The organism is Polyangium mundeleinium (assembly GCF_028369105.1).
GTDB lineage: Bacteria > Myxococcota_A > Polyangia > Polyangiales > Polyangiaceae > Polyangium > Polyangium mundeleinium.
In genome coordinates, this window is sequence record NZ_JAQNDO010000001.1 from 10,484,367 (window position 1) to 10,496,183 (window position 11,817).

10 protein-coding genes are annotated in these 11,817 nt (G+C 67.1%); 1 reads left to right on the forward strand and 9 read right to left on the reverse strand.

The window, feature by feature from the left end; all coding sequences use genetic code 11:
* From POL67_RS41410 to POL67_RS41450, 9 genes are all read right to left on the reverse strand, one after another.
* The gene (locus POL67_RS41410; RefSeq protein ID WP_271926571.1) at nt 1-1,341 is read right to left on the reverse strand and encodes a CIS tube protein; all 1,341 of its coding nucleotides are present in this window, start codon (nt 1,339-1,341) and stop codon (nt 1-3) included.
* Nucleotides 1,338-1,829, reverse strand: coding sequence for a phage tail protein (locus POL67_RS41415; protein ID WP_271926572.1), 492 nt, complete (start codon nt 1,827-1,829; stop codon nt 1,338-1,340). The genes POL67_RS41410 and POL67_RS41415 overlap by 4 nt, the downstream gene beginning before the upstream one ends.
* Nucleotides 1,826-3,364: a phage tail sheath protein gene (locus POL67_RS41420; protein ID WP_271926573.1), complete on the reverse strand. Its 1,539-nt coding sequence runs from the start codon at nt 3,362-3,364 to the stop codon at nt 1,826-1,828. Before POL67_RS41420 ends, POL67_RS41415 begins: the two co-directional genes overlap by 4 nt.
* Before the next feature lie 77 nt (nt 3,365-3,441).
* On the reverse strand, nt 3,442-3,900 hold the full coding sequence (locus POL67_RS41425; RefSeq protein WP_271926574.1) for a phage tail protein: 459 nt from the start codon (nt 3,898-3,900) through the stop codon (nt 3,442-3,444).
* A gap of 20 nt (nt 3,901-3,920) precedes the next feature.
* Nucleotides 3,921-6,284 (reverse strand): phage tail sheath family protein, encoded by a 2,364-nt coding sequence (locus tag POL67_RS53935; RefSeq protein WP_271926575.1) that lies wholly within the window; start codon nt 6,282-6,284, stop codon nt 3,921-3,923.
* A 24-nt stretch (nt 6,285-6,308) separates the two neighbouring features.
* Nucleotides 6,309-7,079, reverse strand: a complete 771-nt coding sequence (locus tag POL67_RS41435; RefSeq protein ID WP_271926576.1) for a hypothetical protein — start codon at nt 7,077-7,079, stop codon at nt 6,309-6,311.
* Nucleotides 7,076-7,696: a Pvc16 family protein gene (locus POL67_RS41440; protein ID WP_271926577.1), complete on the reverse strand. Its 621-nt coding sequence runs from the start codon at nt 7,694-7,696 to the stop codon at nt 7,076-7,078. The genes POL67_RS41435 and POL67_RS41440 overlap by 4 nt, the downstream gene beginning before the upstream one ends.
* Nucleotides 7,697-8,558: 862 nt before the next feature.
* The gene (locus tag POL67_RS41445; RefSeq protein ID WP_271926578.1) at nt 8,559-8,969 is read right to left on the reverse strand and encodes a hypothetical protein; all 411 of its coding nucleotides are present in this window, start codon (nt 8,967-8,969) and stop codon (nt 8,559-8,561) included.
* An 839-nt stretch (nt 8,970-9,808) separates the two neighbouring features.
* A complete protein-coding gene (locus POL67_RS41450; protein ID WP_271926579.1) occupies nt 9,809-10,282 on the reverse strand; it encodes a tyrosine-type recombinase/integrase in 474 nt (157 codons plus the stop codon).
* 633 nt (nt 10,283-10,915) lie between these two features.
* Here POL67_RS41450 and POL67_RS41455 point away from each other — a divergent pair.
* Complete coding sequence (locus POL67_RS41455; RefSeq protein WP_271926580.1) at nt 10,916-11,794, forward strand: alpha/beta fold hydrolase; 879 nt, start codon at nt 10,916-10,918, stop codon at nt 11,792-11,794.
* Nucleotides 11,795-11,817 lie beyond the last annotated feature (23 nt).

Sequence of the window (11,817 nt, forward strand, 5' to 3'; positions counted from 1 at the left end):
TCATTCCTCGTCGAATCGAACGCGCCTCTTCGCGCCGCCGAGCCGCGGCGCGCCGGCCACGAGCTTGCCCCCGATCTCGAACACCGCGTCCTCGTCGACGCGCTCCGTTCCCGGCTCGGACGACGGGAGCAGCCGCGAAGGATCGAGCCGCGGCCTCCGCGCGGCCCCCTGCCCGGGGGAAGGCGTGTGAATGCCATCAAAAGCGCCCTGGGTCGCCGGGACGCCCGCCGACGCGCGGCTCCCGCGGGCCGGACCGCCTGCGGCGGCGGAGGTTTGGCCGGGCAGTCCACTTCGCGTCCCCCGCGTCGCGCCGGCGGTAGCGCCGCCGGAGAGCCTCGCGCGCGGTCCCGCGGCCCCGACGGCGCCGAGCGTCCTGCCCCCGGACGAACGCGAGGGTCCCGCAGACGCACCGCTGGGGCGGCTCGTGCCCCCCGCCGACGAACCAAGACCTCCGGACACGCCGCCGCCCGAGGAGCCCCCGATCCCGGACGAACCTCCTCCTCCGCCGAAATCGGAAGAGATCCCCAAATCGGCCGACACGCCGAGGCCGAACTCGGCCGACACGCCGAAATCGGCCGAGACACCAATACCAAACTCGGCCGAGAACCCGAACTCGGCCGATATCCCGAATCCGAGCTCCGCCGACGCACCGAACCCCGCGCCGGATCCCCCCTCGGCGAACGGGACGGGCGGCGCGAGCGGGGCCGCGTCGTCCACGGTGAGCGTGTCCGACTCGGGAAAACGCATGTTTTCTTCGCTATTTTGCTCCGCGATCGCCCGGCCGGCGTTCGGATCGCCGCCCTCCGTGCCCGCGTCCGTCGTCGATTGCCCCGGCGCGCGCGGCGTCTCCGTCGCGCCCTTCTCCATCGACGAGGATCCGGCCCATTTGCCCGCCTTGAGTCCGTCCGGGCCGCGATTGAAGACGTCCTTCTTGCTCGTCATCCCGAGCGCGACCGTCGAGCGGAGCGGGACGCCGTCGGCCGAGAAAAACTCGATCGTCTCCTTGTACGAATCCACGAGGCCCGTGAACGCGAATGCGCCCCAGGAAAACAGGACCTCGGGCGGGGGGCTGCCCTTCGTGTCGCCGAGCATGCGCGCGACCTGCTCGGTCTTGTCGCAGACGTTCGCCCCCGTGACCGTCGTGTCGAACACGAGCTCCATCGAGAGCTTCGAGGTGCTCTCGTTGACGACCTGCTGCTTGCCGAGCTTCTTGTCCTTGCTCTGGGCGAGCTTGGTCTCCATCGTGAGCTGGAGCGACGCCGGATTGAAATCGACGTCGATCGTCTGCTTCTTGCCGCCAGCTCGCTTGACCACGAACTGGGCTCGCTTCGGATCGCTCACTTGCTGCCTCCCTTGCCGAGCTCGAGCGTGAGCCCCTCGTGGACGAGGTGCAGCTCCTCGATGCCCACCTCGGTGGCCCTCGCATTCAGATCGGCGGCCTTGAATTTCACCGGCATGGCGCGCGAGAGCTTCCAGAGGAGCGGCTCGCTGTCCCCGTCGGGCGGGAAGACGGTGATCGTCACGCCGCACCGATGACCGTAATCGCCGCTCGCCACGCGGTGAAACCATTTGAAGAGCTGCCCGCCGCGCGAGATGCCGCGCCGGAGCACCACCGTGGCGAACGTGACGGGGCCGGCGAGCTGCTTTCCGCCATAATTGTTCCCGCCCGCCTTGATCACCTTCGGCTCCATCGTGGCCTCGAGCCCGGTGCACTCCGCGAACGAGCCGACGGTCTCGCCTTTCGGCCGCTTGAACGGCTCCGGATCGAACGCGAGCTCGAACCGGAACGCGTACATCGGCGGTCGCAAGAACGGCGCTTTCGTCGTCACGGCGCCTCCCTCCTCCCGAGCGACGCGGCGCCGTCCTCGCGCAGCGTCAATGTCACGCGAATGCGCTCGATCGCGTGCGCCGGCAAAAACTCGATCTCGGCCACGAGGCGCCCCGCGTCGACGTCGGCCTGCGTCGTCGTGGTATCGTCGCAGCGCACGGAAAACGCCTCCTCCGGCGCCGCGCCGCGGAGCGCGCCGAGCTCCCAGAGCCGCGTGACGATCCCCTCGATGCGCCGCACGATGCGCGCGTGTGTCTGCGTATTGGCCGGCTCGAACACGATGGCGGCACCGACGTCGCGCAAGGCGCGCGTGAGCACCGAGACGAGCCTCTGCAGCCCGCCCTGACGATATGCCTCGTCCGGCGAGGTCGTGACGTCCGAGAGCAGCCGCAGGCCCGAAGGCGTCGTGCCGAGGAGCGAAATGCGGTCGACGAGCGGCACGTCGAGCGCGCGCTTCGTGTGCCCGCCCTTCGTCACCGGCCCGAGCATCGAAGCCCGCGGCCGCGACGCGATCGCGCTGCGCTCGAGCAATGGGAAAATTTGGAATACGTCGGCGAGCTCCGCGCCCATCGCGCTGCGGAACGTGCCGCGCGCGATGGCATTCCGCGCGAGCACGCCCGCGAGCACGGCGTCGGGGCTCTCGACGCCGCCGGGCAAGAGCGCCGACGCCGGCGTCTTCACCCACGGATACACGATTTGAACGAACGAGCTCTCGAGCCGAGGAAGGAGCGACCACGCGCCGCCCTCGCCGCCGGACGTGAGCAAAAACGCGTGCAGGTCCTCCTCGGCGAGCGCGGTATCCTCGTCGCGGAGCGGAATGGGCAGCGCCGCGACGAACTCGACCTCGCGCGCGTGGCGCGCCAGCATCGCCCCCGCGCGCGCGACGAACGTGGCCCACGCGTCGTACCCCAATGCATTGCAGCGAGGCACGCCCGCGGCGGGCGGCGACATGGTGAAGGTCGAAGACGTCGACGGCGTCGAGCATTCCACGAAGACCTCGGGCGCGCCCGAAGGCACCACCGGCGGCGCCGGGGGAGCGACGTCGGCCGCGCAGAGCGCCGCGAGGTCGGGCAAGCAGAGCAGCGAGACGTCGGGCAAACCGAGCACGTGCGCCGCGCCCCTCCAGAGCGCCCGATCGACGGGAGACGCGTCGAATGACACGCCCACGCCGGGGAGCAGCTCCGCGAGGTGCGTCAAACGGTCACTCTGGCTCCCCTCGGACCATTTCGGTGGGGCGAGCGCGACGACGTAACACGCCCGCCCCCCTTGCGCGAAGAACGAGCGGACGGCGGCGCCGAGGTACGTCCCGGCACGCGGCGCCGAGAGTCCGTCGCGACGATCCCACGCGAAATGCCGATCGAAGGTCTCCCATCGATCGATCGGCACCGGCACGTCGACGAGCGTGGGATTCTCCTCGTCGTCTCGCTTGTAAGGCCCGCGCGTCCAACCGGCCTCCTCGAGCCAACGCTTGATCGAGGCCGCGACGGGCACATCGGCGCGGCGCTCGGCGAACCCCACGAAGAGGGCCACATCCATTCGCGCGCTGCCCCTCGCGGGAGCCCGAGGGGCGCTATCGAAGACGAGCCGGTTCATCACGCGCGTAGCCCCGTCGATCAGGTGACGTCAGGGAAGCCCATTTGAATGTCCTCGGCCGAGAGGACGATCTCCTCCATGGCCACGTCGCCGCCGCCCTTCGCCGCGAGCGTCGGCCCCGTGTATTTCATGGGGGTCACGTTGAGGAGCTTCCACGCCTGGACGGGCTTGCGCGCCTCGTCGAGCAGCGTGATGAGCACCTCCTTGCGGCCGAGCGGCCCGCGCTTGCGGATGTCGGCGATCCAGTCCCAGAACGCCCTGGAATCGACGATGCCGCGCTTGAGCGTGACGTCGCCCGTCTTGTAGATGCCGGGCACCTTGCGGACGTGGTTGTCCGGGTCGCTGCCCTCGCGGTACTCGGCCATCGTGAACTCAGTGTTGAGCCCGGAGACGTCCGAGAACCCGCCGAACGCGTCGCTCCCGTCGATTGAGACCGTGAAATTGAATGCCCCGTAGGGCGGTCGCTTGCTCGTGCTCATGGCGATCTACGTTCTCCTCGTCAGTTGCCCGCGTCGGCGGTCTTCTGGCCGATCCGGAAGATGACGAACTCGGCGGGCTTGACGACGGCCACGCCGACGAGGCAGATGAGCCTGCCATTGTCGAGGTCGTTCTGCGTCATCGTGCTGCGATCGCAGCGGACGAAATAGGCCTGCTTCGCGTCCGCGCCGAGCAGCGCGCCCGAGCGCCACTCGTTGTAGAGGAAGCTGCCGATCGTCTCGCGTACGTTCGCCCAGAGCCGCTCGCCGTTCGGCTCGAAGACGGCCCATTGCGTCCCGACGTCGATCGAGCGCTCGATGTAGTTGAAGTAGCGGCGCACGTTGACGTATTTCCACTCGGGATCCGAGCTCATCGTGCGCGCGCCCCAGACGCGGTATCCGCGGCCGGAGAGGTAACGCAGGCAATTGATCCCGATCGGGTTCAAGACCTCCTGCTCCGCGAAGTTCACGTCGGTGTCGAAGCGGAGCGCGCTCCGGACGACCTCGTTCGCGGGCGCCTTCCACACGCCTCGCTCGACGTCGCTGCGGGCATAGATGCCGCAAACGAAGCCGGACGGGGGGAGCACGAGCTCGCGCGGGTCCGTGCTGCCGGGCCTCGCGAGCGGGTTCGGCACGACGACCCAGGGGTAATAAAGCGCCGCGCGCGTCGAGTCGTGCTTCGCGCGGAGCGTCTGGACCTCCGAAATCGTGAGGCCCTTCGGCGGATCGACGACCGCGATCCGGTAGGCGCGCCTCGTCTCCGCCGCGGCGATGAGCTCGGTCCGAATGCCGTGCGCGTCCGTGTACGCCGACGAGCCAGGGGCCGCGATGATCGAGATGTCCTCGACGCCGCCGAGCGCCGCGAAGCCCTTCGCGTAGCTCGCCGTGACGGGCTCGCCGCCGTCGTCTCCGCCCGCGAGCTGCCGTACGCCGCTGTTCGCGAGCAGCGCCGTCAAGAGATCGAACGTATCGACGTTCGTCGAGACCGTCACCGAGAAGAGGCGCCCGAGGTGATCCGCGCGGCTCTTCGCGTCCGGTGGGAGGACGTTGCCGATGAAGCGCGGGTGCGCCTTGTCGACCGCGAGGTTTTCGTACGTCGTCTCGTCGCCGTCGGCGTCGATCGTCGTGAGCGAGAGCGACAAGAGGGACACATCCCCCTGCGCGAGCAGCTGCGCGGCCGTGCTCGTATTGCCGTCCGCGTCCGCCCAGTTTCCATTCGCGAGCTTCTTGAAGAACAGATCGGTCGCGCTGCCGTCGCCCTCGCCCACCGTGTTGGCCTGGGTGTCGAAGCCGAGCGCGGCGTTCGCGGTCCCCGTCCCCTCCACCGTGATCTTTGCCTTCGAGCCGGTCGCCGTCGTGGCGAACGTGAGTTTGCCGTCCTTGTCGATGAACACCTTGACGGCGAGGTTCTCCGCATTGATGCGGGCCTGGATGTCGCTCACCCCGACCGCATGGATGTCGGGGACGTTGTTGTTCGCCGTGTCGTTCGCATTGTCCTTGAGCGGCGTGGTGAACGCGATCGTCGCGGGAGACGATTTCACCTCGATCCGAGCGCCCGTACCCGCCGCGTCCGTGCCGAGGACGAGCGTCGCGCCGGACACGAACGCATACCCGCCGCGCAGGCTCTTGTTGATCTCGATGGCGATCGCCTCGAGCGAGGTGCCGGTCGTGAGGGGGATCGTCTGCTCAAGATCGCCGATCTCGACGACGAGCGCCTCACCATTGGCGATCGTCACGTTCCCGGGCGTGCCCACCGTATCCGACGTGACCTCGGCCGATTTGCCCTTGAACGTGATGGTCTTCGGCGTGGCGACGTTGTTCGCCTCGGCGATGAGCGCGAGGGTGGTGAGGTTCTTCAAGTCGAACGTCGGTCCGAGCGCCGTGTCGGCCTTCGCGGCCGCGGGCGACGCGTTCGCGGTGACGACCGCGATCGTCCCCTCGGAGGCGCCGGCGAGCGCCGCATCGGCGGCCGGCGTCCTCACGCCGCGGAAGACGAACTTGCCATTGCCCGTGCTGCCGGGGAAGCGGGCCGCGAGCGTCACGTTGTGACCCCCCACCGCGAAGGTGAGGCTCGCGATCCCGTCCGTCTCCGGATCACCGCCGAAGACACGGGCGACGTAGAGCCTACCGCCTCCCTCGTTGAAATAGGCGCGCACGGCGTGCGCGAGGTAATTCAGGGGATCGACGCCCTGGCCGAGATCGAGATCGGCGAGCCCGCCGAAGAGCCGCGCGAAATCGGCGAAGCTCGTGACGAGCTCGGGCTCGCCGACCGGGCCCTTGCGCGCGGGCCCAGCGAAGCCAGTGGTGCTGGTGCTCACCCCTTCGATGGATTTGGAGCGGAAGCTCGTCTCTTCCACGTATACTGCAGGCGCGAGGTATTCAGGCACGAGGGCCCCTCCTTCGAGGATGGATCAAGGTGTAGGTGGGTTCGTCGGAATGGTAATGGGATCTAGCCGGTGCTCTCGACCCGAGACGAGCTCGATGGCCCCTTGCCAAGCGAGCGTCGCGTTGTTCTCGTCGCGCTCGTCGGGATAAAGCGGCGCGTAGCCCGCCTTCGCGAGGTAGACGCGCGCCTCTCCCTCGAAAGGAGCTGTCGCGACGGCCCCGCTCGTGTCCTCTCCCCATCGGACGACGGGGATACGCGGCACGAAGACGATCGCCTCGCCGCGCGCGTCGGACAAGCCGCGGCCGACACGCGTGACGTTTTCGTCGACGGGCACGGAGACCTCCACGATCGCGCCCGCGACCTTCTCCCCGTCGTCGTACGAGATCGACAGCCGCACGCTCGTCGTCACCGCGACGGGGCGCGCGATGGGGGATGGATAAAGGAGGTACTCGACGGGCAAAAACGCGGCATTCGATTGGCTGCGCGGCAGGTGCACGGTGCCGACACGCGAGAGATACCGCCCGCCGGGATCGGCGACCGTGAACTCGAGCGCGACGGATCCATGCGCCGGCGCGCCGGGCGGCGCTTGAAAGGAGCCCGTGAACGCCGCGAGCTCGGCATCGACGCTCGCGGCGCCCGTGCGCGCGCGGGTGATCACGAACATGCCCGAGCGATTCGCGACGAAGCGTATTCCCTCCCCGGCGACGGAGAGAGGACTCAGGATCGGCAATCCCGTCTCCGCATCGAGGAAGCGGATCGCGCCGAGCACGCGGTCGTCGACGAGCTCGACGATCACGAGCCACCTCCCTTGCCCTGGACCTCGAAGCGCCGCGCGAGGACGGGTTTGGCCGGATCGTACGTTCCGAGATCCTCGAGGCGCACGACGCGCGCGATGTACGAGGCGCTGAGGCAGTAGGGGCGCCGGATCGCGTCCCAGATGCGCATCAGATCTTCGTTCGAGAGCTCGGCGGGGATCACGTGGATGACCTCGTCCGGCCCGAATTTGCCTTCCTCCGTGAGATCGGAGGCGCCGAGGATCTGGTGGGTGTGCAGCTTCAACATCGTCCACCCCATGATCCTGAGCTCGTCCTCGACCTTGTCTGACCACACCGTGAGCAAGAAATGCAGATCGAGCGCGAGCGGGGGCGGCGCGTCGGAGGGCCTCGCTCCGAGCGGCTGATTTCTGAGGTGCTCGTTGACCGTCGCTCGGTACATGTAGAGCGACACCCGCGGCTTGACCGGCGCGTCTTCGCCTTCGCCCACATCGCCCATTTCACCGCTCGACAGGACGGCGAAATCGCAGCTCCGCAGGAGCGACGAGTGCTCGGGCTTCGCCTGATCCGCCTGATACGCGTACCTCAGGTACGACGCCAGCGAATCGGCGACGGAATGAATGGCATAAAAGCTCGCCACGAACCGCATTCCTCCGGCACGGGTACCTTCGATTGCACCAGCATGCTGTCGATGAACGTGCTGCGCGCCCTGGATCGTCGGTCGTCGTCCGCGGAATACCGGAGTATTCCTGCGTCCGCCTCCCTGGATCCAGGGCGCTCGCGGCGCTTCTCGACTGCCTGCCATGCTCGACGTCGCGCTCACGGGGCGCGCAGACATCTCCCGGCGTCAACGCCGGGGTTCGACCGTTCTAAGAATACTCAAGGAGTCCCCGGACGCCCGGGCACCTTATCATGGATTTGGGATTCGATGTCAACACTTATCTTTCAAACGTCGAAAGTGCGAACACGAGTACGCCAGCACTTCTCCTTATATGGGCGCGCGCCATGGGTGGCTGCTTCGCATATCTTCCAATGCGAACCGAAAAGGACGCCCTGCTGGATGACGCGTCTCCCGAACGGCGCGGCGCGGGCGGGCGGCACTCTTTTTGCCATTGACGTGGCTGACCAGCGCCCGAACCTCTGTCTCCTCTTGTAAGCCTCGGCGGGCACGCCATGTTCCTGGAATTCGTCTTGCGCGCCGCGCGCTCCTCTACGCACCTCATCTCGTCCTCATGTCCGCTGCGGGGCATTCCTTCCGGTTATGAACCGGCGGACGGGTAGGGCCTCGCGTCCCCCGATCCCCGAGGCGCGAGGGACCCGTCCGCGTCCCGTGCGCCCTGCGCCTCCGGAATCAGGCCACCCGTCACGATTTCGCGCCCTCTCGACCTCCCGCCGGACGACCCGAGCGTAACTTTCCTGCTCCTCGTGAATCCGGGCCGCCATTCCTGCGTTCAACGCGCCCCCGACGGCGCTGCCTGCGCTGCGGGCACGGAATCGGACCATCACCGGGCCTTCGGCCCAGGGAGCCTCCCATGCGCAAGTATCGTATCGATGTCTCGTCGACCGTTCGTTTCGAGTATGGCGTCGAGCTCGTGGCCGGCCTTCGCCATTGCCCCGAGACCGCCCCGGTCGCCGACGGCTTCCAGGCGCTCAACGACGAGCTCGCCGCGCAGCACCGCGAGCGCCTCGCCTTGCGCGCCCCGATGCTCCGGGCGCGGGCCCGGATGCGATTCGCCGAGCATCGTGTGGATCAGACGCTCCGCTCGTCGGCCCGCGCCGCGGAGATCGCGGACGGCGGGCGGCGGGGCCGGATCGCAGGCGCGCTGCTCCCCGAGGGCCTCAAGCCCGTCGTCGCCCCGCGCGGACGGGCGCAGGTCAAGCCCACGAGGAAGCTCGTCGAGCGCCTCGCGCACGCGAAGGTCGCCGGGACCGAGGCGTATCGGAGCGAGTGGCTTCCCGAGGCTCGAAGGCGCGTCTCAAAGACCGCCCAATCGGATCCCAAGCGGGTCGGCCAAGCGGATCCGAACCTCGTGGGTATGACACATCACATCCGCGCCTCGCAACCGCCCCTCTGGCGCCGCGCGCAGGAGGGGGCAAGGGCTCGACCTGCTTCAGGTTTCGCGCAGGAACCCTTGCCGCCTCCGAGCACGGCGGCACGCTCGATGGGCGTAGGTGCGACCACATCTCACGGATCCGGTCTGCCGACCCGAGCCGGATCCGATTGGCCGGTCCGTGACACGCCTACCGATCACCACGAGAAGGAGGGTCAACGGCCGCGCCGCGACAGCGCGATCGTCGGCCGAGGTCACGACGACGATCTCCACGGAGGGAACGAGGATGGTGTCACGACTCGTGCGCGTGATGGTCAGCGTCTTGTCGTCGTCATTCATCGAGACGCCACTGTAGCGTCGGGAAGCCGACGAGCAGGACAGCGGGCTGGCTCAAAGCGAGCGCCCCAACACTGTGGGCCCTGCGCTCGACGGTGTGATCAAGCGTCCTACAGGTCGGGGCAACCCGTTAGCCGTGTTGATCCCCCACACACGCACCTACACTTCATCTACGCCAACACCCCCGCTCAGGGTCCCCCGACCGTGCCCCAAATCGTGCCCAGACATCACGAACGCCGGCGAAATTCAGCGGACTTCAGAGGGACGACGCCGGGCCACCCCGCAGGAACAAACCCAAATGATTCCGATAAGTTCCAGCAGACTCGCCCGAGATCCTGCCAGGGTTCGATTCCCGGCGCCTCCACTCAAATTTGCCGCGCTACTTCGCTGTTCTCACTCCGATCGTGTCCAAATCTTGCCCGGACCGATCCTCTCGGACCGGGCCGTCGAGCTCCGGGAAAAACGAGCCCTCCGGCAAAACGTGAAGGAAGCGCCCGGAGCGCCGTGCGCGCCTCGTCGGAGACCGGCACGTCGCGGCCCTTGCCATCCTTCGGGGTCGAGCTCTTTCCTTTCCGAATCGATCGCCGAACCCGGAGCAGGCCCTTCACGAGATTCACGTCGGTCCACCGGAGCTCGAGCAACTCTCCCTGACGCAGCCCGGTCCGGAGGCCGAGCAGAATCATCGGGTGGAAGTCCGCCTCCGCGGCCTCGACGAGGCGCGTGGCCTCCTCGAAATCGAGGAAAACGAACTCCGGCTCCGCCGTCGGGAGAAAGCCAATGCAAGAAACGGACGCGACCTTGCGCCATTCCTTCGCCACATTGAACAGCTTGCCCAGCACCGTGAGCTGATTGTTGCTCCTCTTGTGCGCGAGCTCGGCAGCCCATGGCGGCCTCGCGGTGTCGCGCGCGCTCGCCGTCGCGCATGTAATAGAAGCTTACCTGTCATCGTCCGTCATTCCGTTTTCGCACGCTCATTGTGTTTTCCTCGATGGGCGCGCCTGCTGGTGCTGACCTGCGAGCCACGTTCGCACCGCTCAGGAGCGCCCGGAAGAACAGGACGAGGCATCCAAGGCGCACGACGCCGACGAAGGTCCTACTGCCAGGTTGTGGGATGACTTCTACTATCGTTAGGACGGACCCAGTGCTATCCCATGGCCGTCCAGCGCGGGGGCAGGCGCAAATGTCACGCTGGTAAGTCGACTGCATCCGTGGCGATGGCGAGACAACTCTCTCCGAAGCGAGGGAGTGCCCTGCGTCCGATCATCATCGAGCGACTTTTTCGCACCTGTGTAAGCCGCGCGCACGGCACTCGAAGTTTGCGCCGTTCTTCGGGGATCGCCGCGTGAAATTTGTCCACGCCCTACGAAGCAACAGCCAGGAGTGGAGAGGAACGGCTCTTGCTACATTCATATGTCCTCCGGCGAAAGGTTCAACGCTCCTGGCTACCCTGCGAGGCTGATTCTGGAGACTCCATGCTCGACGAGACCATGACACTCGCGGATGGACGCAAGCAAGCATTCGACATCTATGGCGATCCTGCGGGCGCCCCATTATTTATTTTTCACGGACTGCCAAGCTGCCGGAAGATTGGCGTCCCATTTCACGACGTCGCGGTCGAAAGACGCGTGGCTGTCGTCTGTCCGGAGCGGCCCGGCGTCGGACTCTCGGATTACCAGCCGAGGAGGCGCATCGTCGATTATCCGAAGGACATTGCGGCGCTCGCCGACCATCTCGGCTGGAAGCGCTTCACGGTCCTCGGGATCTCCGGCGGTGGGCCCTATGCTGCCGCAGTGGCGCACAACCTTCCAGACCGCGTAATCCGGGCCGGAATCGCGAGTGGTATCGGTGAGCTGTCGAATGTATCGGCGTTCGCCGAGATGATACCCGCCAATCGCTTGCCGCTTCGGATCTTGCACAGCTCGCACGTCGTCAGCTACGCGCTTGCCGTGGTCTCGGAGCTCGTTTACACCACGCGACTGGCAGACTCATTTTTCCATCGCATGGCTGCGACGATGCCGCCCGGCGACGCGAAGATACTTGCGGATGGCCCCTTCATGGAATTCTTGAAGGAAGAGATCCGCGAATCCTTCCGTCAAGGCCCCCGCGGATTCGCCACGGAGCAGCTCCTCGTCGTCCTGCCATGGCAGTTTCTTCTGGAGGACGTTCGTGTTCCCGTCATCTTCTGGCACGGAGACCAGGATCATAACGCCCCCTACTCGCTCGCGCAGAAAATGGCGCGCGCCGTGCCTGGGGGGCGCCTCATTGTCTGGTCCGGCGGTGGTCACCTCGCCAGCATCGAGCATGTCCCAGAAATCCTGGACGAGCTCTTCCCTGTTCCGGCACGGGCCTGAGAAGATCAGCCCGACCCGTTGAT

What these genes read in the sequence shown, in the direction of transcription:
- POL67_RS41455 (WP_271926580.1), top strand. Translation starts at nt 10,916, where the DNA reads ATGCTCGACGAGACCATGACACTCGCGGATGGACGCAAGCAAGCATTC.
- POL67_RS41420 (WP_271926573.1), bottom strand. Translation starts at nt 3,364, where the DNA reads ATGGATGTGGCCCTCTTCGTGGGGTTCGCCGAGCGCCGCGCCGATGTG.
- POL67_RS41425 (WP_271926574.1), bottom strand. Translation starts at nt 3,900, where the DNA reads ATGAGCACGAGCAAGCGACCGCCCTACGGGGCATTCAATTTCACGGTC.